At 65.9% G+C, this 21,761-nt stretch carries 24 protein-coding genes and 2 tRNA genes; all 26 read right to left on the bottom strand.

What is annotated here, in order from left to right; genetic code table 11:
* Nucleotides 1–2: 2 nt before the first annotated feature.
* On the bottom strand, nucleotides 3–1,508 hold the full coding sequence (locus Q8N10_RS13090) for an NADH-quinone oxidoreductase subunit M (RefSeq protein WP_304780169.1): 1,506 nt from the start codon (nucleotides 1,506–1,508) through the stop codon (nucleotides 3–5).
* Complete coding sequence (gene nuoL, locus Q8N10_RS13085; RefSeq protein WP_304780143.1) at nucleotides 1,505–3,604, bottom strand: NADH-quinone oxidoreductase subunit L; 2,100 nt, start codon at nucleotides 3,602–3,604, stop codon at nucleotides 1,505–1,507. The genes Q8N10_RS13090 and nuoL overlap by 4 nt, the downstream gene beginning before the upstream one ends.
* Before the next feature lie 10 nt (nucleotides 3,605–3,614).
* Entirely contained in the window at nucleotides 3,615–3,923 is a 309-nt protein-coding gene (gene nuoK, locus Q8N10_RS13080; RefSeq protein ID WP_304780140.1) for an NADH-quinone oxidoreductase subunit NuoK, read from the bottom strand.
* On the bottom strand, nucleotides 3,920–4,537 hold the full coding sequence (locus Q8N10_RS13075) for an NADH-quinone oxidoreductase subunit J (protein WP_304780137.1): 618 nt from the start codon (nucleotides 4,535–4,537) through the stop codon (nucleotides 3,920–3,922). Before Q8N10_RS13075 ends, nuoK begins: the two co-directional genes overlap by 4 nt.
* A gap of 83 nt (nucleotides 4,538–4,620) precedes the next feature.
* Entirely contained in the window at nucleotides 4,621–5,112 is a 492-nt protein-coding gene (gene nuoI / locus Q8N10_RS13070; RefSeq protein WP_304780134.1) for an NADH-quinone oxidoreductase subunit NuoI, read from the bottom strand.
* Nucleotides 5,113–5,119: 7 nt separating this feature from the next.
* Nucleotides 5,120–5,317 carry a hypothetical protein gene (locus Q8N10_RS13065; RefSeq protein WP_304780131.1) on the bottom strand — a complete coding sequence of 66 codons (198 nt, stop codon included), beginning with the start codon at nucleotides 5,315–5,317 and terminating at the stop codon, nucleotides 5,120–5,122.
* Entirely contained in the window at nucleotides 5,314–6,393 is a 1,080-nt protein-coding gene (gene nuoH, locus Q8N10_RS13060) for an NADH-quinone oxidoreductase subunit NuoH (protein ID WP_304780128.1), read from the bottom strand. Before nuoH ends, Q8N10_RS13065 begins: the two co-directional genes overlap by 4 nt.
* Before the next feature lie 3 nt (nucleotides 6,394–6,396).
* Nucleotides 6,397–8,439, bottom strand: coding sequence for an NADH-quinone oxidoreductase subunit NuoG (nuoG, locus tag Q8N10_RS13055; RefSeq protein WP_304780125.1), 2,043 nt, complete (start codon nucleotides 8,437–8,439; stop codon nucleotides 6,397–6,399).
* Nucleotides 8,440–8,443: 4 nt separating this feature from the next.
* Complete coding sequence (gene nuoF, locus Q8N10_RS13050; protein WP_304780122.1) at nucleotides 8,444–9,760, bottom strand: NADH-quinone oxidoreductase subunit NuoF; 1,317 nt, start codon at nucleotides 9,758–9,760, stop codon at nucleotides 8,444–8,446.
* Nucleotides 9,761–9,766: 6 nt separating this feature from the next.
* A complete protein-coding gene (locus Q8N10_RS13045) occupies nucleotides 9,767–9,976 on the bottom strand; it encodes a hypothetical protein (RefSeq protein ID WP_304780120.1) in 210 nt (69 codons plus the stop codon).
* Complete coding sequence (nuoE, locus tag Q8N10_RS13040) at nucleotides 9,973–10,653, bottom strand: NADH-quinone oxidoreductase subunit NuoE (protein ID WP_304780118.1); 681 nt, start codon at nucleotides 10,651–10,653, stop codon at nucleotides 9,973–9,975. The genes Q8N10_RS13045 and nuoE overlap by 4 nt, the downstream gene beginning before the upstream one ends.
* Nucleotides 10,654–10,663: 10 nt before the next feature.
* Entirely contained in the window at nucleotides 10,664–11,014 is a 351-nt protein-coding gene (locus Q8N10_RS13035; RefSeq protein ID WP_304780116.1) for a nuclear transport factor 2 family protein, read from the bottom strand.
* A complete protein-coding gene (locus Q8N10_RS13030; protein WP_304780113.1) occupies nucleotides 11,011–12,228 on the bottom strand; it encodes an NADH-quinone oxidoreductase subunit D in 1,218 nt (405 codons plus the stop codon). Before Q8N10_RS13030 ends, Q8N10_RS13035 begins: the two co-directional genes overlap by 4 nt.
* Nucleotides 12,229–12,867, bottom strand: coding sequence for an NADH-quinone oxidoreductase subunit C (locus tag Q8N10_RS13025; protein ID WP_304780110.1), 639 nt, complete (start codon nucleotides 12,865–12,867; stop codon nucleotides 12,229–12,231).
* Complete coding sequence (locus Q8N10_RS13020; protein ID WP_304780107.1) at nucleotides 12,864–13,460, bottom strand: NADH-quinone oxidoreductase subunit B family protein; 597 nt, start codon at nucleotides 13,458–13,460, stop codon at nucleotides 12,864–12,866. Before Q8N10_RS13020 ends, Q8N10_RS13025 begins: the two co-directional genes overlap by 4 nt.
* Nucleotides 13,430–13,807, bottom strand: a complete 378-nt coding sequence (locus tag Q8N10_RS13015; RefSeq protein WP_304780104.1) for an NADH-quinone oxidoreductase subunit A — start codon at nucleotides 13,805–13,807, stop codon at nucleotides 13,430–13,432. The genes Q8N10_RS13020 and Q8N10_RS13015 overlap by 31 nt, the downstream gene beginning before the upstream one ends.
* A 203-nt stretch (nucleotides 13,808–14,010) precedes the next feature.
* Nucleotides 14,011–14,087: transfer RNA gene (locus Q8N10_RS13010), tRNA-Asp, on the bottom strand.
* Nucleotides 14,088–14,216: 129 nt separating this feature from the next.
* Nucleotides 14,217–14,399: a YegP family protein gene (locus Q8N10_RS13005; protein WP_304780101.1), complete on the bottom strand. Its 183-nt coding sequence runs from the start codon at nucleotides 14,397–14,399 to the stop codon at nucleotides 14,217–14,219.
* Nucleotides 14,400–14,474: 75 nt separating this feature from the next.
* A complete protein-coding gene (locus tag Q8N10_RS13000) occupies nucleotides 14,475–15,581 on the bottom strand; it encodes a hypothetical protein (RefSeq protein WP_304780098.1) in 1,107 nt (368 codons plus the stop codon).
* A gap of 58 nt (nucleotides 15,582–15,639) precedes the next feature.
* The gene (locus Q8N10_RS12995) at nucleotides 15,640–16,209 is read right to left on the bottom strand and encodes an NADPH-dependent FMN reductase (RefSeq protein WP_304780095.1); all 570 of its coding nucleotides are present in this window, start codon (nucleotides 16,207–16,209) and stop codon (nucleotides 15,640–15,642) included.
* Between the two features lie 49 nt (nucleotides 16,210–16,258).
* The gene (locus Q8N10_RS12990) at nucleotides 16,259–18,184 is read right to left on the bottom strand and encodes an NAD(P)-binding domain-containing protein (RefSeq protein ID WP_304780092.1); all 1,926 of its coding nucleotides are present in this window, start codon (nucleotides 18,182–18,184) and stop codon (nucleotides 16,259–16,261) included.
* A gap of 77 nt (nucleotides 18,185–18,261) precedes the next feature.
* Nucleotides 18,262–19,179 carry an aldo/keto reductase gene (locus Q8N10_RS12985; RefSeq protein ID WP_304780091.1) on the bottom strand — a complete coding sequence of 306 codons (918 nt, stop codon included), beginning with the start codon at nucleotides 19,177–19,179 and terminating at the stop codon, nucleotides 18,262–18,264.
* 45 nt (nucleotides 19,180–19,224) lie between these two features.
* A complete protein-coding gene (locus Q8N10_RS12980) occupies nucleotides 19,225–20,166 on the bottom strand; it encodes a DUF3618 domain-containing protein (RefSeq protein WP_304780088.1) in 942 nt (313 codons plus the stop codon).
* Complete coding sequence (locus tag Q8N10_RS12975; protein WP_304780085.1) at nucleotides 20,163–20,552, bottom strand: phage holin family protein; 390 nt, start codon at nucleotides 20,550–20,552, stop codon at nucleotides 20,163–20,165. Before Q8N10_RS12975 ends, Q8N10_RS12980 begins: the two co-directional genes overlap by 4 nt.
* 2 nt (nucleotides 20,553–20,554) lie before the next feature.
* Nucleotides 20,555–21,187: a hypothetical protein gene (locus Q8N10_RS12970; protein WP_304780082.1), complete on the bottom strand. Its 633-nt coding sequence runs from the start codon at nucleotides 21,185–21,187 to the stop codon at nucleotides 20,555–20,557.
* 416 nt (nucleotides 21,188–21,603) lie between these two features.
* Nucleotides 21,604–21,680: transfer RNA gene (locus Q8N10_RS12965), tRNA-Val, on the bottom strand.
* Nucleotides 21,681–21,761: the final 81 nt, after the last annotated feature.

The following is a 21,761-nucleotide window of genomic DNA, read 5'->3' as shown; positions in this document are numbered from 1 at the left end:
CCCTAGGCGCCGATGGCCGCGCTGTAGAGCGCGACGAGGTTGTCGACCGACGCCTGGGTCAGGTCGAAGACGGCGGCCGGATAGATACCGAGATAGAGGGTCGAGGCGATCAGCGGCGCGAAGATGGCCACCTCGCGCCAGTCGAGGTCGCTGATCTCGGCCAGGGCGGGGTTGGTAAGTTCCCCGAAGATCACCCGGCGATAGAGGCTGAGCGCATAGACCGCCGAGAAGATAACGCCGCTGGCGGCGAAGATCGCCGTCCAGGTGGAGACGCCGTAGGCCCCGGTCATGGTGAGGATTTCGCCCACGAAGCCCGAGGTGCCCGGCAGACCGACATTCCCCATGGTGAAGAGCATGAACACCGCCGCGTACCAGGGCATGCGGTTCACCAGCCCGCCGTAGAAGGCGATCTCACGGGTGTGCATGCGGTCATAGACCACGCCGACGCAGAGGAAGAGCGCGCTGGCGATCACGCCGTGGCTCAGCATCTGGAAGATCGCGCCCTGCACGCCGATGTCGTTGCCGGAGAAGATGCCCATGGTCACGAAGCCCATGTGGGCCACCGAGGAATAGGCGATCAGCTTCTTGATGTCGGTCTGACGGAAGGCCACCAGCGAGGTGTAGATGATCGCGATGACGCTCAGCGCGAAGACCAGGGGCGTGAAGTACTCCGAGGCCTGGGGGAACATCGGCAGACTGAAGCGCAGGAGACCGTAGCCGCCCATCTTGAGCAGGATGCCGGCGAGGATCACCGAGCCCGCCGTGGGCGCCTCGACGTGGGCGTCAGGCAGCCAGGTGTGGACCGGCCACATGGGCATCTTCACCGCGAAGGAGGCGAAGAAGGCCAGCCACAGCCATATCTGCAGGCCCGGATCGAACTTGTAGACCATCAGTTCGGGGATCGAGGAGGTCCCGGCGATGCCGATCATGCCGAGGATCGCCGCCAGCATCAGGACCGAACCCAGCAGGGTGTAGAGGAAGAACTTGTAGGCTGCGTAGACCCGGCGCTTGCCGCCCCAGATGCCGATGATCAGGAACATCGGCACCAGACCGAATTCGAAGAAGGCGTAGAACAGCACCAGGTCCAGGGCGCAGAACACGCCGATCACCAGGGTCTCCAGGACCAGGAAGGCGATCATGTATTCCAGCACGCGGGTCTCGATCGACTTCCACGAGGCCGCGATACAGATGGGCATCAGGAAGGCGGTCAGCAGGACGAACAGGATCGAAATCCCGTCCACGCCCATGCGGTAGTGAATGCCGGCGAACCAGTTGGCGTCCTCGACGAACTGGAAGCCCGGATTGGCGGGATCGAACTCCGCCACCAGCACGATGGAGAGGGCGAGCGTCGCCAGGGTGGTGACGAAGGCGATCCACTTGCCGGCGCTAACGGTCTTCTCGTCCTCGCTCTTGGCGAAGAAGCGCAGCACCAGGATGGCGGCCACGCCGAGCAGCGGCGCGTAGGTGATCAGGGAAAGCAGGCCAGTCATGATCTCACTCCCCCTCAGGCCTGCCACTGGAAGACGGCGAAGGTCAGCAGACCCAGCACGCCCAACAGCATGACGAAGGCGTAGTGATAGACGTAGCCGGTCTGCAGCAGACCCGCCCGGCGGCCGACGTCGTAGGACACCGCCGAGACACCGTCGGGGCCAAGACCATCGATGATCTTCTGGTCGCCGACCTTCCAGAACAGGTCGCCCAGCAGCCGGGTGGCCCGCACGAAGGTCGCCTCATAGATCTCGTCGAAGTACCACTTGTTGTAGAGGAAGCTCCACAGCGGCCCCTTCTTGGCGGCGATCCGCGCGCCCATGCCTTCGTTGGCGATGTAGTAGAACCAGGCTGCCGCGAAGCCGATGGCCGAGACCACCAGCGGCGCCCAGTGCAGCCAGGTCGGCGAGTGGTGGGCGTGCTCTAGCACCTGGTTGGTGGGGGCGTTGAAGATGGCGCCGCGCCAGAAGGCGTTGCGGTCCTCGCCCACGAAGGCTTCGACGAAGGCGTAGCCGGCGAACACCGCGCCGACCGCCAGGAGCGCCAGCGGGACCAGCATCACCAGCGGGCTCTCGTGGGGCTTGTGGGCCCCATGATGGCCATGGGCGTCATGATGGTCGTCCGGGAGCGGCTCGCTGTGGGTCTCGATCTGGGCGGGGCTGGCGTGGTCGTCGGCGCCATGGGCGTGGTCGGCGTGGTCGGCGTGGGCGTGATCATCATGCGCCCACTTGGCCTTGCCGTGGAAAGTCATGAAGGACAGACGCCAGGAATAGAAGGCCGTCAGGCCCGCCGCGCTGAGGCTGACCAGGAAGGCGAAGAAGGCCACCGGATTGTGCTCGCCCGCGGCGTAGGCCGCCTCGATGATGGTGTCCTTGGAGAAGAAGCCCGCGAGGCCGATGTCGGTCCCGGGGATGCCGAAGCCGGTGATCGCCAGGGTGCCGATGGTCATGACCGCGTAGGTCACCGGCAGGTACTTCCACAGGCCGCCCATTTTCCGCATGTCCTGCTCGTGGTGCATGCCGTGGATCACCGAGCCTGCGCCCAGGAACAGCAGCGCCTTGAAGAAGGCGTGGGTGAAGAGGTGGAACATGGCGGCCTGATAGGCGCCCACGCCGGCGGCGAAGAACATGTAGCCGAGCTGCGAACAGGTCGAATAGGCGATGACCCGCTTGATGTCGTTCTGGGCCAGGCCAACCGTCGCCGCGAACAGGGCGGTGATGGCGCCCACCAGGGTGACGATCTGCTTGGTCACCGGGGCGTATTCGAACATCGGCGACAGCAGGCAGACCATGTAGACGCCGGCCGTCACCATGGTGGCGGCGTGGATCAGGGCCGAGACCGGGGTCGGGCCCTCCATGGCGTCCGGCAGCCAGGTGTGCAGGAAGAACTGCGCCGACTTGCCCATGGCGCCCACGAACAGCAGGGCGCAGGCGAGGTCCACAGCGTGGAACCAGTGGCCGGCGAAGAACCAGCCCGTGGTGGCGAACTCGGTCACCCGCGGGAAGATCTCGGCGAACTGGATCGTGCCGAACATCCAGAAGACGGTCATGATGCCGAGCGCGAAACCGAAGTCCCCGACCCGGTTGACCACAAAGGCCTTGATGGAGGCGGCGTTAGCCGTCGGCTTGTGGAACCAGAAGCCGATCAGCAGGTAGGACGCCAGGCCCACCCCTTCCCAACCGAAGAACAGCTGCATGAAGTCGGCGGCGGTGACCAGCGCCAACATGGCGAAGGTGAACAGCGACAGATAGGCGAAGAACCGCGGCTTGGACGGATCCTCGGCCATGTAACCCCAGGAGTAGAGGTGGACGAGCGAGGAGACGCTGGTCACCACCACGAGCATGACGGCCGACAGGGTGTCGATGCGGATCGACCAGTTGGACTGGAAGTCGCCGATATTGATGAAGGGTAGCAGGTGGACGGTGAACTTGGCCGGCCAGTCGCCCCAGATCACCCCATGGAACGCGGTCCAGGCGATGGCGCAGGAGAGGAACAGCGCGCCCGTGGTGATGGCCTGCGAGGCCAGGTTGCCGATGCGGCGGCCCGAGAGGCCGGCGATCAAGGCGGCGATCAAGGGCGCGAAGACGCCGATGGTGACGAGAAGCTGAGGAGTCATGTTCGGGTCCTCAACCCTTCATCACGGAAACGTCGTCCACGGCGATGTCGCCGCGGTTGCGGAAGAAGGTCACCAGGATGGCCAGGCCGACGGCGGCCTCGGCCGCGGCGACGGTCAGCACGAACATGGCGAAGATCTGCCCCGTCACGTTGTGCAGATAGACCGAGAAGGCCACCAGGTTGATGTTCACCGCGAGCAGGATAAGCTCGATCGACATCAGGATGACGATGATGTTCTTGCGGTTCACGAAGATCCCGAACACCCCGATGGTGAACAGGATCGCGGCGACCGCCAGGTAGTGGGCGAGCCCGATGCTCATTCGTCGATCCCCGCGCCGGGTTTGATGGAAATGACCCGCATGCCGGTCTTCGGCCCGCGCGCCACCTGGTCGGCGATCACCTGCCGGCGCACGCCGGGCTTATGGCGCAGGGTCAACACGATGGCGCCGATCATGGCCACCAGCAGTACCAAACCCGCCGCCTGGAAGAAGTAGATGTAGTCGGTGTAGAGCACCCGCCCGATGGTCTCGGCGTTGGAGATGTCCGCGTCCGAGGCCTGCGGCGTATCGTTGAGCCGCGCCGCACCGCCCGTCGAGACGGCGGTGGAGACCAGGATCATCTCGAAGGCCAGGATGCCGGCGACACCCGCGCCAAGGGGCATGTAGCGGGCGAAGCCCTGCCGCAGCGAGGCGAAGTCGACATCCAGCATCATGACGACGAAGAGGAACAGCACCGCGACCGCGCCGACATAGACGACCACCAGGAGCATGGCGAGGAACTCGGCCCCCAGCATCACGAACAGGCCCGCGGCGGAGAAGAAGGCCAGGATGAGGAACAACACCGAGTGCACCGGGCTGCGGGCCGAAACCACGCAGACACCGGCGACCAGGGTCACCGTCGCCAGCAGATAGAATGCGATCGCGTGAACGGCCATGACGGCTCTTCTCAGCCCCTCAATTTCAGTGACCGGCGCCTGACGGCGACGCGGTGATTAGCTTTCGGAATCGCGCCCGGGTCTTACCGGTAGGGCGCGTCCAGTTCCAGATTCTTCGCGATCTGCCGCTCCCAACGGTCCCCGTTATCGAGCAGGCGTTCCTTGTCGTAGTAGAGCTCTTCGCGGGTCTCCACCGCGAACTCGATGTTCGGACCTTCGACGATGGCGTCCACCGGGCAGGCCTCCTGGCACAGGCCGCAATAGATGCACTTGACCATGTCGATGTCGTAGCGGGTCGTGCGGCGGCTGCCGTCCTCACGGGGCTCGGCCTCAATGGTGATCGCCTGGGCCGGGCAGATGGCTTCGCACAGCTTGCAGGCGATGCAGCGCTCTTCGCCGCTCGGATAGCGACGCAGGGCATGCTCGCCCCGGAAGCGCGGCGACTGCGGCCCGCGTTCGTGCGGGTAGAGCACCGTGGCCTTGGGGCGGACCATGTACTTCATGGCCATCCCGAAGGCGCCGACGAAGTCCATCAGGGCCGCGCCTTTCACGGCCTGGGTAATACGCTGCATCATATCGCGGTCACTTTCGTTTGCAGACGTAGGCGGTGATGGACTGGGGATCACCTTCCTTCGCCAGCTGCAGGTCGCCGCCCTTGGCCAGGCACACATCGCGCGCCTTCTTCAGGGCGTCATAGCTCGCCACGCCGCCATCGGGCGTGACGCCGCTGGCGCAGGCGGCGCAGAGCATCATGCTGGAGATGACGACCAGGATCCTCATGCCGCGGCGGGCCCGAAGACGCGCCAGGCCGCCACCAGCACCACGGCGACGCCGGCGGTGGGCAGGAAGACCTTCCAGCCCAGGCGCATCAGCTGGTCATAGCGGTAGCGGGGCACGATGGCCTTGGCCATGGCGATCAGGAAGAAGAAGAAGCAGGTCTTCAGGAAGAACCACATCAGGCCGTAGAAGCCCTGCGCCATGTCCCCCCACTGGTGGACAAAGGCGAAGTCGATGGGCGCCTGCCAGCCGCCGAAGAACAGCACCGTGATCAGCGAGCACATCAGCACGATGTTCACCAGTTCGCCGATCATGAAGAGCAGGAACGGGCTGGAGGAGTATTCCACCTGGTAGCCGGCCACGAGTTCGGACTCGGCCTCGGGCAGGTCGAAGGGGGGGCGGTTGGTCTCGGCGAGCGCCGAGATGAAGAAGATCACCGCCATGCCGAACATCACAATGGCGATGGGCCAGTTGTGCAGGCCGCCACCGAGGAAGTTCCAGTTCCAGAACCCGCCGGCCTGCTTTTCGACGATGGTGGTCAGGTTCATGCTGCCGCTCAGCAGGATCACCGTGATGATCACCAAGCCGATGGAGACCTCATAGGAGACCATCTGCGCGGCGGAGCGAAGGGCGCCCAGGAAGGGGTACTTCGAGTTGGAGGCCCAGCCGCCCATGATGATGCCGTAGACGCCCAACGAGCTGATGGCGAACAGGTACAGCACGCCGACATTGATGTTGGACAGCACCCAGCCCGGCGCGAACGGGATCACCGCCCAGCCCACCAGGGACAGCAGGAAGGTCAGCACCGGGGCCAGCAGGAACACCGTCTTGTCGGCGCCGTCCGGGATGACCAGTTCCTTGAGCACGAACTTGATCAGGTCGGCGAAGGACTGCAGCAGGCCGAAGGGACCCACGACGTTGGGGCCCTTGCGCATCTGGACACCCGCCCAGATCTTGCGGTCGGCCAGCATGAAAAAGGCCAGGCAGACCAGCAGCGGCAGGACGATCAGCATGATCTTGCCGACCGTGATCAGGGTCCAGCCGAGCTCGGTGGCCCAGAAATTGATGGTCGGATCCATCCCCTACTCCGCCGCGATCTTGGAGGCGTCGGCCGCTACGGCCGCGCACTCGGCCATCGTCACGCTGGCGCGGGCGATGGGGTTGGTCAGGTGGAAGGCGCGCACTCCGCTGACAAGCGGCGCGTCGGTGGCCGTTCCGGCCGCCACGATCCCCGAAAGGTCGATGGCCGAAGCCGCCGCGCCCGGGGCGTAGTCGATCCGCCCGAAGGTCGGGTGGTCGGCGAACAGCTTGGCGCGCAACTGGGCCAAGGTGTCGTAGGGCAGGGTCGCGCCCAGGCGGTCCGACAGAGCCCGCAGGATGGACCAGTCTTCACGCCCCTCCCCCTTGGGGAACACCGCGCGCTGGCCCAGCTGGACCCGGCCCTCGGTGTTCACATAGAGGCCGTCCTTCTCGGTGTAGGCCGCGCCGGGCAGGATCACGTCGGCCTTGTGAGCGCCGGCGTCGCCGTGCGTGCCCATATAGATGGTGAAGGCGTCGCTGGCGGTGACGTCGATCTCGTCGGCGCCCATCAGGAACAGCACGTCGAGCGCGCCCTTGGACGCCATCTCAGCGGCGGTCTTGCCGCCCTCGCCCGGGATGAAGCCCAGGTCCAGGCCGCCGACCCGGCTGGCGGCGGTGTGCAGCACGTTCCAGGTCATGCCGAAGGTCTTGGCCACATCGGCCGCCGCCTTGGCGATGGCTCCGCCGTCGGCCCGGCCCAGGGCTCCGGCTCCGATGATGATGGCCGGGTTCTTGGCGGCCTTCAGGCGCTTGACGAAGTCGGACTTGGATTTGGCCAGGCCCGACAGGCTGGCCGCGCCCGCGCCGAGATATTCGTAGCCAAAGGTCAGGTCGGCCTGTTCGCCGATGACGCCGACTTCCAGGGCGCCGGCGACCCAGCGCTTGCGGAACCGGGCGTTGAGGACGGGCGCCTCGGTGCGGGGATTGGTCCCCACGAAGAGGATCATGTCGGCGTTTTCGACGCCGGCGATGGTGGAGTTGAACAGCCAGGTCTCGCGGGTCCCTGCGCCCAGGGCCATTCCGTCCTGACGACAGTCCAGGCTGGTGACGCCCAGGGAGCCGAACAGGTCCTTGGCGGCCTTCATGGACTCCGCGTCCTGCAGGTCGCCGGCGATGACGCCGATGCGGTCGGGGCTGGCGACCTTCAGCTTGGAGGCCACCAGGTTCAGCGCCTCGGCCCAGGTGGCGGGACGCAACTTGCCGGCTTCACGGACATAGGGCTTGTCGAGACGCTGGCGCGACAGACCGTCCACGGCGTAGCGGGTCTTGTCGCTGATCCACTCCTCGTTGATGTCCTCGTTCAGGCGCGGCAGGACGCGCAGGACCGCGGGACCCCGGCTGTCGACACGGATCGAACAGCCCAGGGCGTCCATGACATCGACGCTCTCGGTCTTCTTCAGCTCCCAGGGGCGCGCGTTGAAGGCGTAGGGCTTGGAGGTCAGGGCGCCGACCGGGCACAGGTCGATGACGTTAGCCGACAGTTCGCTGGCCACGGCCTTGTCGAGATAGGTCGTGATTTCAACGTCTTCGCCGCGGGAGATGAGACCGATGTCCGGCACGCCGGCCACTTCGGTGATGAAGCGGACGCAGCGGGTGCACTGGATGCAGCGGGTCATGACCGTCTTGATCAACGGCCCCATGAACTTCTCTTCGACCGCGCGCTTGTTCTCGCCATAGCGGCTGTCGTCCCTGCCATAGCCCATGGCCTGGTCCTGCAGGTCGCACTCGCCGCCCTGGTCGCAGATCGGGCAATCCAGCGGGTGGTTGATGAGCAGGAACTCCATCACCCCTTCGCGGGCCTTCTTGACCATCGGCGAGTTGGTGATGATTTCCTGGCCGTCGGAGGCCGGCAGGGCGCAGGACGCCTGCGGCTTGGGCGGGCCGGGCTTCACCTCCACCAGGCACATGCGGCAGTTGCCGGCGATGCTCAGGCGCTCGTGATAGCAGAAGCGCGGGATCTCTTCCCCGGCCAGTTCCGCCACCTGCAGAACCGTCATGCCGGGCTCGAACTCGACCTCGACGCCGTTGACCTTGGCTTTAGGCATACGACTACTCCGCCGCCACCAGGGCGGCGCCCTGAACATGCGGCTTGCCCGCGCGATAGCTGGTGATCCGGTCCTCCACCTCGTGGCGGAAGTTGCGGAACAGGCCCTGGATGGGCCAGGCCGCGGCGTCGCCGAGGCCGCAGATGGTGTGGCCTTCGACCTGGGAGGCGACGTCGAGCAACATGTCGATCTCGCGCATCTCGGCCTCGCCGGTGACCATGCGTTCCATCACCCGCCACATCCAGCCGGTGCCTTCGCGGCACGGCGTGCACTGGCCGCAGCTCTCATGCTTGAAGAAGCGCGAGACCCGGGCGATCACGCGGACCAGATCGGTGTCCTCGTCGAAGAGGATCATGGTGGCCGTGCCCAGGCGCGACTGCACGCGGGGCAGGTCGTCGAAGTCCATCAGGACGGTCTCGGCCTGTTCACGGGTGATCATCGGCATGGAGACCCCGCCCGGGATCACCGCCTTGAGCTTGCCCCAACCGCCGCGTACGCCGCCGAAGTGATCCTCGATCAGCTGGCGCATGGGGATGGACATGGCCTCTTCGACCACGCTCGGCTTGTTCACGTGACCCGAGGCCGCCATCAGCTTGGTGCCGGCGTTCTTGGGTCGGCCGAAGCTCGAGAACCAGCCGGCGCCACGGCGCAGGATCGTGCCGACGACGGCGATGGACTCGACGTTGTTGATGGTGGTGGGGCAGCCATAGATGCCGGCGCCGGCCGGGAACGGCGGCTTCAGGCGCGGCTGGCCCTTCTTGCCCTCCAGGCTCTCCATAAGGGCGGTCTCGTCGCCGCAGATATAGGCGCCGCCCCCATGGGTGACGTGGAGGTCGAAGTCCCAGCCGTTGACGTTGTCCTTGCCGATCAGCTTGGCCGCATAGGCCTGCTTGATGGCGGCTTCCAGACGCTCGCGCTCGGCGACGTATTCGCCTCGGATATAGATGTAGGCAGTGTGGGCGCGGATCGCGTAGCTGGCGATCATGCAGCCTTCGATCAGTAGGTGCGGATCATTGCGGATGATCTCGCGGTCCTTGCAGGCGCCGGGCTCGGACTCATCGGCGTTGACCACCAGATAGTGGGGTCGCTCGCTGAGCTGCTGCGGCATCAGGGTCCACTTGAAGCCGGTGACAAAGCCCCCGCCTCCCCGGCCGCGCAGGCCGGACTCACGAATCTGCTCGCAGACCCATTCGTGGCTCTGACCCAGCATCTCGCGGGTCGCGTTCCAGCAACCGCGCGCCTTCGCACCTTCCAGGCCCCAGTCTTGGAGCCCGTAGATGTTCGTGAAGATGCGGTCCTTGTCTTCCAGGATGCCGACCAAGACCCCCTACACTCCCTTTTTCGCGGGCGGCGAGCCCGCGATGAACCAGATTTGCGCGCCGAACCCGATCAGCAGCGCCATCCCAAAGACGACCAGCAGCCAGGATTGGCTGAACCGAAAGGCGCAGACGATCGCCGCGATGGCCACGAAGACGCTGGCCGCGGAGACCGCGACCATGACCGTGAACCGGCGCTTGGCGACCTCGGCCTCTGTCATGCGACAGGCGCCTTGGCCTTACCCTTGGGGGCGGCGTTCGGCAGCGACTTGATCGGCTTGGCGGCCGACCCGTCATAGAGCTTGGGGTCGTTCAGCGTGCTGTTGCCGCCCAGGACGGCGCTGCCCTGACGGCCGATCTCGGAGCCGGGCGGCGGCGTCTGGCCGGCGGCGAAGGCGTCCAGCAGCTTTTCGAAGCCCTCGACGGTGAGGTCCTCGTAATAACGGTCGTTGATGGCCGCCATGGGCGCGTTGGAGCAGGCGCCAAGGCACTCGACTTCCTGCCAGTAAAACTTGCCGTCCGCCGAGCGGTGGCTGTCTGGGCCAAAGCGCTTGCGGCAGACCTCAAGCAGGGCCTCGGAGCCGCGCGACTGACAGGCCGTGGTGCCGCACACCTGCACCAGGGCCATCGTTCCCACCGGCTCCAGCATGAACATCGTATAAAAGGTGGCGACCTCGTAGACCCGGATGGTGGCCATCTTCAGCAGGTCGGCGACGGCGCGGATGGCGGGCTCCGACACCCAGCCCTCCTGCTTCTGCACAAGCCACAGGACTGGGATCACCGCCGACTGCTGGCGGCCGTCCGGGTATTTGGAGATCCACCACTGAACCTGCTTCATCGTCTCGGCCGAGAAGGCGAAGCTGGCGGGTTGATCTGGGGAAAGGCGTCGAACGCTCACGGTCAGAGCCTCACTTCACGAAGTCGACCCGGACGATCTTGGCGTCCGAGATGGTGTAGATGGCCGCGACCTCGAAGGTGTCGCCGCCGGGCGTGCGGGCGACCCGTTCGTGGTCGATGACGCGCGAGCCGATGACCACCCGGGCCAGCAACTCGGCCTTGTTCTGCGGGAAGTCGGAGAACAGCTTCTCATGCCGTGCGCGGATGGCGTCGATCCCGTCGGCGGTGATCGCGCCATTGAAATCGGCCAGCACCGCATTGTCGGCGTAGTAGGCGCAGAAGGCCGAGAGGTTCTGGCTGTTATAGGCTTCGAATTGGCCGTCCACGACGTCGAAGGTCGAAATGCAGGCGGGCGCGCTCACCGGTCCACCTCCCCGAACACGATGTCCAGCGACCCGATGATCGCTGAGACGTCGGCCAGCATGTGGCCCTTGGCCATCCAGTCCATGGCCGCCAGGTGCGGATAGCCGGGCGCGCGGATCTTGCAGCGATAGGGCTTGTTGCCGCCGTCGCTCACCAGGAAGACGCCGAACTCGCCCTTGGGCGCCTCGACGGCCGCGTAGACCTCGCCTTCCGGAGTGCGGAAGCCCTCGGTATAGAGCTTGAAGTGGTGGATCAGCGCTTCCATCGAGCGCTTCATCTCACCCCGACGCGGCGGCGAGACCTTGTTGTCCTCGGTCAGGACCGGGCCGGGGGTTTTGCGAAGGCGATCAACGCACTGGCGGATGATCTTGGTGGATTCACGCATCTCCTGCATGCGGCAGAGATAGCGGTCATAGCAGTCACCGTTCAGCCCGAGCGGAATCTCGAAGTCCATCTCGTCGTAGCACTCGTAGGGCTGGCTGCGGCGCAGGTCCCAGGCGATGCCGGAGCCGCGCACCATGACGCCGGAGAAGCCCCAGTCGATGGCCTCCTGGCGCGTCACCACGCCGATATCGACGTTGCGCTGCTTGAATATGCGATTGCCGGTGATCAGCTTGTCGATATCGTTGACCGGACGGGCGAAGGCCGCGGCCCAGTCGTCGATGTCGTTGATCAGCGCCTCGGGCAAATCCTGGTGGACGCCGCCGGGGCGGAAGTAGTTGGCGTGCAGCCGCGCGCCGCAGGCCCGTTCATAGAAGACCATCAGCTTCTCGCGCTCCTCGAAGCCCCAGAGAGGCGGAGTGAGCGCGCCGACGTCCATGGCCTGGGTCGTGACGTTCAGCAGGTGGTTCAGGACGCGGCCAATCTCGGAATACATCACCCGGATCAGCTGGCCGCGAATCGGAACCTCAAGGTCCAGGAGCTTCTCGATGGCCAGGCAGAAGGCGTGTTCCTGGTTCATCGGCGCCACGTAGTCGAGGCGGTCGAAGTACGGGATGTTCTGGAGGTAGGTGCGGTACTCCATCAGCTTCTCGGTGCCGCGATGCAGCAGGCCGATGTGCGGGTCGACCCGCTCCACGACCTCGCCGTCCAGCTCCAGGACCAGACGCAGAACGCCGTGGGCCGCGGGGTGCTGCGGGCCGAAGTTGATGTTGAATTTGCGGACCGGGATCTCGTTTTCCGAGAGCGTGGTCAGGGATGCGTCGTCGGCCATCTACTTCGGAGCTCCCGGATGCGGGCCACCGGTCCCGGGCGACTTCTCATCACCGGGCAGGATGTAGTCGGCCCCTTCCCAAGGTGAGAGGAAGTCCCAGTTGCGGAACTCGACGGACTTCACGGGCTCATAGACCACGCGCTTCAGTTCGTCATCGTAGCGCAGCTCGACATAGCCGGTCATCGGGAAGTCCTTGCGCAGCGGATGCCCGTGGAACCCGTAGTCGGTGAGGATGCGGCGCAGGTCGGGATGCCCTTCGAAGAAGATCCCGTACATGTCGAAGGCCTCGCGCTCATACCAGTCGGCGCAGGGGTAGACACCGGTGGCCGTGGGGACCGCGGTGTCCTCGTCGGTCTGCACCTTCAGGCGCAGGCGCTGGTTCTTGGTGAGCGACAGCAGGTGGTAGACCACGTCGAAACGCTGCGGGCGCTCCGGGTAGTCGACACCGCAGAGGTCGATCAGCTGGGCGAAGCCGAACTTGTCGCGCATCAGGGTCAGGGCCTGGACGACGCGGCTGACCGGAGCCGTCAGGGTCAATTCGCCGAAGGCCAACGAATAGCCGGCCACGGCGCCGGCGCTGTCGGCGACCAGTTGCTGGCCCAGGCTCTCGAGCGTGGAGATCTCGACCGGCCAGCTCATCGCTCGATGGTCCCGGTACGGCGGATCTTCTTCTGCAGCTGCAGCACACCATAGACCAGGGCCTCAGCCGTCGGCGGGCAGCCGGGGACGTAGATGTCCACCGGCACGATCCGGTCGCAGCCGCGCACCACGGAGTAGCTGAAATAATAGTAGCCGCCGCCGTTGGCGCACGAGCCCATGGAGATCACGTAGCGCGGCTCCGGCATCTGGTCGTAGACCTTGCGCAGGGCGGGAGCCATCTTGTTGCAGAGGGTGCCAGCGACGATCATCACGTCGGACTGCCGCGGGCTGGCGCGCGGCGCGAAGCCGTAACGCTCCAGGTCGTAGCGCGGCATCGAGGCGTGCATCATCTCGACAGCGCAGCAGGCCAGGCCGAAGGTCATCCACATCAGCGAACCGGTGCGCGCCCAGGTGATCAGGTCGTCGGCGGCCGCGGTGATGAAGCCCTTGTCGGCGAGCTCAGACGAGACGCCGTCGAAGAAGGGATCGTGGAGCTTGGGGTTGTAGCCCTCGACGGTCGAGCGACCGGCCGAGAGCGCGGGAGCGGAACCCGCGGGAACGATCACTCCCATTCCAGGGCGCCCTTCTTCCATTCGTAGATGAAGCCGACGGTCAGCACGCCCAGGAAGGACATCATCGACCAGAAGGAGAACTGGGCCACGTCCTGCGGCAGGTTCATGAGCGAGACCGCCCATGGGAACAGGAAGGCCACCTCGAGGTCGAAGATGATGAACAGGATCGAGACCAGGTAGAACCTGACGTCGAACTTCATGCGCGCATCGTCGAAGGCGTTGAAGCCGCACTCGTAGGACGAGAGCTTTTCGGGGTCCGGCGCCTTGGGGGCGAGAACCGCCGAGGCGAGGATGAAGACGACCCCCAGAACCGCCGCGATCCCTAGGAAGATCACGATGGGGAGGTACTGAAGAAGGAACGCGTTCATGGAATCCTCGAAGGAGTCGCGCCCTTCTAGACCACGAATGGAACCGATTCAAACGGCTCAATGACGCTGGCGCCGCACCCGCGAAAAAGACCGATGTTCGAGATGCGAATGCCTCTCAGGTGCGCCCAACAGACGCACCGATGCGTCGCGCGAAGACGCGCAACATAGCGGCCTGCCGGTAGATCATCGATGTCGGGAAGAAGTGGCGCGAATGACGGGACTCGAACCCGCGACCTCCGGCGTGACAGGCCGGCGCTCTAACCAACTGAGCTACATCCGCATGTGGGCCGTGTGGGCCCGCGAGGGGCGTCTGATAGGTCCCGACCGGAATCGTGTCAACGGGCGAGTTCGATTAGTCGCACTTCACCCTGTGAATAATCCCCTCCGACGCCCAACGGCGGGGCTGGGATCAGTCGGTGGTGTCGTCGGTTTCGGCGTCAGGGCCGTTCTTCTTCATGGATTCGATGGCGTTCTTCGCTGAGGCCTTCGAAGAGTAACCCTCGGTAGAGAACATGACCTCGCCGTTCGGCGCCTTGAATTTCACCCTGAATTCGCCAGCCTTGTCCTTCGAGATCTCGAACTTGTACGCCATGGGGTCGCTCCGCTTGTTGAGTCGCCTGTTAGAGTCAGGAGGCTAGAGCCAAGTCGTCACAGCCGCCAGACGGCGTCAGATCACGAACGAGCCACGATCGTCCGACAGTGTTCCCTGATTGACGGCGTCTGCGATGCGCTCGGCCCGGAGAATCGGATGAGTCATGTTCGTGGCCTTGCGGGCCAGGACATAGGCGGCGATCAGCCGCGCCTCGTCGGCGGTCTTCCAGTTGGTTGGATCGGTGGCGCCGATCTTGGCGATGGCGGCGGCCAGGGTGCCGGGTACGTGTCCCGGGCGATTGACGTGCTCATCCAGCACCAGGGCCACCCCCTGCTCGGAGGTAAACCAGCGCCGGACCGCCACGCCGGCCGCCTTGGCGTGGAGGAACTTCGCCAAGCGCCCAGCGGCGAAGCTGAGCTGGCAGGCCCGCATGTCGTGATGGTGCCCCGCGCGCCAGAATCGGTAAGCCCAAACCGCGCCGCGCAGTTGCAGCTTCCGCGCGGCGGTGTTCAGAATCACGCCGTTCAGCACCAGATAGCCTGTGGTGGCCGTAGCGCTGGCGGTCTGCACATCCAGACCGTAGCGGCCGAAGCAGTCCTGGAAGGCGGCGGGCCAGGTCCGCTTCATGGCCGCCAGCAAGGCCGGAAGTTCGCCCGCATCCCCAGCTGGACCGCAGGTCCACTGGAAGAGGCCGATCGACATGTAGCTATTGTCGTAGGAGTTGACGGCCTCCAGCAGACCCTCATTGGCCGAGATGGCGCGCACCACCCGCACGGCCGACGGCTTCAGGGCGGTCGGAGGCGGATTGCCCGCCAGCCACCCGGCCAGGGAGGTCCGGCCCGTGGTGTAGAAGCCGCCCTTGTAGACCGAGGCGAAGGCCCGTCCGTCCGGGGTGATGGCCTTGCCCCCCGAGACGATCACCGGGTGATCTGGGTCATCGGGCATGGGCGGCGGCGCGGGCGCGGGCGGGGCCGGGGTTGCGACCGCGACCGCCGGGCTGAGGAACTGGCTCGCGACCCAGCCGCTGCGGATCGGCGCCTTCAGGGTGGTGATCCGCGTCCAGCCCGCCCTGGACTCGAACATTTCGACACCGAGGCCCTTGTCCAGGCTGGGCGGAACAACCGTGGCGTCCGGCCCGTCCCGCAGCCGCAAGCCCTGCACCGTCACCACAGCCTGAGTCATGCCGCCCTCCCCGGCTCAACACATAGTTGAACAACGGCGAAGGACGCCTGGCAATGGTCTAGCTTGGGGAGCGCAGGGTCTTCAGCGCGGCGGCCCAGCGGGCCAGTTCGGTGAGCATGGCGCCGGCGGCCTTGTCCTGCAGCTCCGGCGGCTTGAAGCCCGCTTCGGACAGGTGCTGGCTGAACATCGGCAGGGCCACACCCTCGGGGATGGGCATGACCTTCACGCTGGTGAGCAGCAGCTTCTCCATCTGCACCGCGCGCAGGCCGCCCGACGCCCCGCCGTAGCTGACGAAGGCGGCGGGCTTATAGGCCCACTCGTGCACGAGGTAGTTCACCGCGTTGGTGAAGGCCGGCGGCGGGCCGTAATTGTACTCCGGCGTCACGAAGACAAAGGCGTCGGCCGCCTCGACGCTCGCGCTCCAGGCCTTGGTGTGGTCGTGCGAATAGTCGCGCAGGCGCGGATGCTTCGGCTCATCGAAGACGGGCAGGTTGAAGCTGGCCAGGTCCACAAGTTCGGCGTCGAAACTGTCATGGCCTTGGGCGATCGCGTCGAACCATTCGGCGATCTTCGGGCCCAGCCGGGTCGGGCGAGTGCTGCAGATGATGGTGTGGAGCTTGAGCGGCATGGGACCTCACGGGAACGAACACGTCGTCCCCGTATAGGCCTGCAGCCGCCTACCCCGCCATCTCGCGTTCCTTGGAGAGCACGAAGTCCTGCGGATCTGGCGCCAAGGTGGCGCGCCAATAGTCTACCAAGGCAAAGGGCCAGTTCTGGCTGACCCGGCCCTTCTCGTTCTTGTACCAGCTGGTCACCTGCGGCGCGCCCCAGGCCATCAGCCTATTGCCCTCGTCCACCTTGATGTTGAAGGCGTCGTGCACCTCGGGCCTGGGCTCCATCGCCTGGGCCCCGGTTTCGGCCAACAGCTTCAGACAGCCCAGGATGTAGCGGACGCTGCACTCGGAGAAGAAGATGATGGAGCCGTTGACGACGATATTGGTGTTGGGTCCGTAGATCATGAACAGGTTGGGGAAACCGGGCGTGGTCATGCCGAGGTAAGCGCGCGCGTCGCCATCCCAGGTGTCGTGCAGGTCGGCCCCGCCGCGCCCCTTGATCTTCATCGGATAGAGGAAGCGGCTGGCGTGGAAGCCGGTGCCGTAGATGATCACGTCGAAGTCCCGCGCCGCGCCGTCGGCGGTGAGGATGCCGGTGTCGGTGATCTCAGTGATGGCGTCGGTCACCAGCTCCACATTCGGGCGCTTGAGCGCGGCGATCCAGACCCCGTTGTCCAGCAGGGCCCGCTTGCCGCCGATCGGATAGGTGGGGATCACCTTCTCGGCCAGGTCGGGGCGGTCACCGGCCTGCATCCGCAGGGCCTCGGCCACCATGGCCCGGAACATGGCGTTGGCCGCGCTGACGGCGGTCTCGTCGCCTTGCCAGGCCGGGTCGGCCCGCACCCCGTCCAGCAAGCCGTCAGTGACCATCCAGAACAGGAAGAAGCGGTACCACTTGTCGTAGTTGGGGATGTGCTCCAGCAGCCAGTTCATCCCGGCCGGCACATCCTCATGATAGTGGGCGGTGGGGAAACCCCAGGGCGGGGTGCGCTGGAAGACGGTCAGGCTGGCCACCTTGCCGACGATCTCCGGCACGAACTGGAATGCGCTGGCGCCGGTGCCGATCACGGCCACCCGCTTGCCTGTCAGATCGACGTCATGGCGCCACTGGGCGGAATGGAAGGCCGGGCCCTTGAAGCGCTCCCGGCCCTTCACGTCGGGCAGGCGCGGGCGATTGAGCTGGCCCACGGCGGTGATCACCGAGGTCGCTTCGACCTGTTCGCTCCCCTGGGCCGTCTTCAGCGTGACCTTCCAAACGGCGCGGGGCTCGTCCCAGACCATCTCCTCGACGCTGGTCTCGAAGCGGATCTTCTTGCGCAGGTCGTAGCGGTTGGCGACCCCCCGGAAGTAGTCCAGCAGCACCGGCTGGGTCGAGAAGTGCTGCGGCCAGTTGTGGTTCGGCTCGAAGGAGTAGGAATAGATGTGATTGGAGCTGTCGACCCGGCAGCCCGGATAGGTGTTCTCCAGCCAGGTGCCGCCGACATCGGCGTTCTTGTCGACGATCTCGAAATCGACCCCGGCCTGGGTCAGGCGGATGCCGGTCAGCAGGCCCGACATGCCGGCGCCGATCACCAGCACATGCATGCGCCGCGCGGCCTCCTTCAGGAGGGGCGTGTCCCACTGCGGATCCTTGCTGGACTGGCCGCCGATGGCCAGCTCGTCATTCAGGAAATCGGCATAGTTCTCGGGGATGTCGGCCCCGGCCACAAAGCTCATCATCCGGCGTAGAGCGGCGGGGTCGGGGGTGATAGGCGCCGGGGAGCCCTTGGCCACCCAGTCGAGAATGGTGGCCTTGGCCTGGCTGCGGAACTTGACCTGCTCGGCCTCGGGCACACCGGTCTCGCCGCGCGACAGTGGGGTGTAGGTAGGCGTCCACTCCTTGCGCAGCCAGTGGAGATCGCCGGTAATTTGGACCAGGGCGGCGGCCAGAGCCGGCTGGTGCGCCGCCTCCAGCCCCTGGTCGAGCGCACTCAGATCGAGCTTCGCCATCGTGTCCTGCCCTGATTTGTCGTTGTTCTTGCAGGCAGAATACGCCTCTTGGCGTTCGGCGAAAGGGCGCCCCGACGTCACGTCCCGGCGCTTTGCGCCTCGGCGATCGCGGCCGCCAGCTCGGGCGCCAGCGCGCGGCCAGACGCGTCGAGGTTCTCCAGCAGATGGGCCAAGCGGGTCGTGCCCATGACCGCGCAGGCGACATCGCGGTTGGCCAGGACATAGGCAAGGGCGGCCTGCGGACCGCTGACACCCGCCTGTTGGTGCAGGAAGGCGAAACGCCGGCCGGCCAGCACTTCGGCGCGGTGGTTCTTCAACGCACGCAGGGTGTACCAAATGTCCCGCGGCGCCCTTAGCTTCAGGATCTGGCCGCCAGTGTGGCCCATGGCCAGAGGCATGCCCGCCAGCACCCCCTTCCCCGCCGCCGCCGCGCGCGCGATGAGCGGGCCACGTTCCGGCCGCAGGACATTGTAGTCCACCATCACGACGTCGAACTGGGGCAGGCCCGCGACGTGGTCGATGACGGCCGGATCGAAACTGTTGACCCCGAACGCCTGAACAAGGCCCTGAGCCTTCAGGCGCTCGAGCGCCTTCAGCAGATTCTCGTCGAGGTCGATGATGGCCGGGCCATGCAGCTGCAGCAGCGGCAGACGCTCCAACCCCAGATTGGTCAGGCTGCCCAGCACGCTAGCCTCGATCGCGTCGGGCGACATGTCGCGCACGATACGGCGTCCGTCATGGCGCGTGCCGGCCTTGGTGGCGATGACGAGACCTGAGATGTCCCGTCCCCGCAGAGCGCGGCCAAGCCTTGGCTCCGCATTGCCGCTGGAATAGCTCGACCCGGTATCGAGGAAGGTGACGCCCCGATCCAAGGCGGCGTGAACCAGGGCGATCGCATCGCCCTCATCAAACGCCCGCTGGCCCCACCAACTCGCACAGCCAAAGCCGATCTCCGAGACGGTCAGGCCGGTGTCACCGAGCGGGCGGTAGAGCATGGCCGCAGGTATACACGCCGCCATGCTCCGAGGCCTAGCGGCCGTCTAGTGGCTATGGCGGTCCTCTACCTCCTGGCGGGCGGCGTCCACGCCGGCGCGCAGGACGGTCTGAGCCTTGTCGATGATCGATCCGGAGTCTTGCGAGCCCAGGAGGCCCTCTTCATCCGCGGTTTCCCGGACCGCTTCCAGGGCCGCGCCCGCGGCGTCCTTGGCGACCGAAATGCCTTCGCCCAGCCGCGTTCGGCCCTCGTCGAGGGCCTTGTCCCGCAGCGCGCCGAAGGTGCGATCCTCCATCCCCGTCGCTGGCATGGCCGCGCCCAGGGCCGCGCCCACGGCGATGCCCAAAGCGCCGATGATCAACGGCTCCTGCTCGAGCATGTCCATGAACCCGCGTTGCATCCCTTGGCCAGTCCGCAGGGCTTGTCCCCCCGCGGCCTGAACGCCGTGCTTGGCGTGTCCCGCCTGGCCCATGACCTGGTCCTTCAGGTGCATGGCGGTTTGCTGGACACGACCAGCCACCTCGCCGGCGAGATCGGACGCCTGATGGGCCATATGGGCGGCTCCAGATGTCAGACCTCCGGCCACGCCAGTGTCAGTAACGCCAGCTGTCAAGCTACTCGCCGACGCGCCGTAGTCACCGACGGGATCAGAGGGCTGGCTCACCCCACTCGTCGTCCGCGGATCAGCGTGGGAGCCAAGCGCGCCAAACAACCCGCCCTGCGTCGCCTGGCTCGTCTGCGAAGAGCCCTTGCCAATCATCAACCAAGCCATGCCCGCGCCCACCATGGCCAACGCCAAAGGATTTTCTTTCACCTGGGCGCCGAGAGTGCCGACCATGTCGGCCGCGCCCGTGCCCTTCAGGGACTGGGTCAGCTCGTCGATCAACTGGCCGGGAGTCATCTTGTCCTTGAGGGCCTCGACCGTGCGGTCGATTTCCCCGCGGGTCTGTTCGACTTCGCGTTCGATTTCAGCGGATGAGCGGGTCATTTCACCTGTTCCTTCGCAAGTTCAGCGTCCTTGCCGACTTGGCGCAGCGTCCGATCGGGGGTGAGGTTGGCAGGCTTGGCGAGGTTGGCGCCGGCGCGAAGCAGCAGCACACCGAGAGTGGCCACGACGACGCCCACAAGCAGGGCCGCCCAGGCGGGGTCCATGATGTTGGACAGGGCGAGAACAAGCGCCTGCAGAAGCACCAGGAGCGCAGCCAACAGGAGGATGGCTCCGCCAGCCATCTCTCCGCCGGCCCGTGTGAGAACCCCCAGCTTCTCGGAGAACTCAGCCCGGACAAGTTCAGACTCCTGGCGGAGCAGCGTGGTCACATCGCTGGTAAAATCCCCCAGCAACTGGGGGATCGAGCGGGCTTCCGGGTCAGCCATGGTCAAGCGCCTCCCTTGAGGGCGTCACGTTTTCCACCGAGCACGTCCACAGGTTCGCCGCCCAGCGTCCCGGCAAGGCCCGCTTCCTCACCAACGTTTGTCGGTGTCGCAGACCAAGGCTCCGAACCCCTAGAGGCGCCAAGGCCCTCCTCGCCGCCCTGCAGAGCCTGGGCCATGTCGGCGGCGATGGGATCGGCAACGCCGGCCGTCTCATAGGTCGAAAGCGGCCCTGGGTCCTCGGATGCGCTCGACGCGGCCTTGGCGGACTCCGGTTCGCCGCCGCCTTCGGCATGATGCGCGGAGCTGCGCGCAATGCGTCCTAGGGCGACACCGGCCAGAACGGCGCCAGCCATGAAGGCTGCCGGATTGGCGCGACCGAAGTCGCGCACCGCGAGCAGCAGGTCCTGCGGTTGCTTCTGCGAAACCGTTCGCGAAAGCGACTCCAGGCCCTCAGCCGCCTGTGATACGAGACCTGCGACCATGGTCTGGTCGCTCTTTCCCAACTCCTCGCCAGCCTTCCGCACCGCATCGGCGAAGGTCGCCAGCGCGTCGGCCGCAGCGGCCTTACCGCCCTCGATACGCTCACTGACCTGGTCCTTGGCGGCCTCGGCGAAGTGGGCGGTTTCCTTGGCCACGGTCTGACCAGCAGACTGGACCCCAGTCCGCACCTGATCGAGGGGATTGTCGCGTCCAGCCCCGGTGGGTCCGGCGCCCTCTTGGTAGGTATCTGTCATGCGGTCGCTCCTGGCTAACGAAGGCCGAGGAACGACAGGACGACGAGCACCACGACGATGAGTCCGATGATGTAGATGATATTGCGCATGCCAGCCTCGCCTCGGTTGATGGGAATACAAGGCGCGAATTGGCGAATATGTTCCGGGAGAATTGCGGCCCAGCGCGCGCCACTGTCCGGGCGACGGAGAGCCGGCGCGGCGCCACGCCTCGGTCTGCCGGCTGGAGATCCTGCAGCCTCGGCGCCACCGCCGAGGCTGGGCCTGTCCTTGAATGGTGGAGGAGACCTGCCCGGCGGCGCTCGCCGGGCGAGCCAGGATGGTGGGCGGCGAGGGGTTCGAACCCCCGACCCCCTGGGTGTAAACCAGGTGCTCTGACCAGCTGAGCTAGCCGCCCTTGAAGACTTCGGGAGCGCCGGTCGGGTTAAACGGCTCCACTTAACGCCCCCATGAAGTTGGGTTCTTAGCGCCCTCCCCG

Source organism: Phenylobacterium sp. (assembly GCF_030693625.1).
In the GTDB taxonomy this organism is placed as follows: Bacteria; Pseudomonadota; Alphaproteobacteria; order Caulobacterales; family Caulobacteraceae; genus Phenylobacterium; species Phenylobacterium ferrooxidans.
Note: the sequence above shows the minus strand (reverse complement) of the source record. Positions and strands in the feature narration are given on the sequence as shown.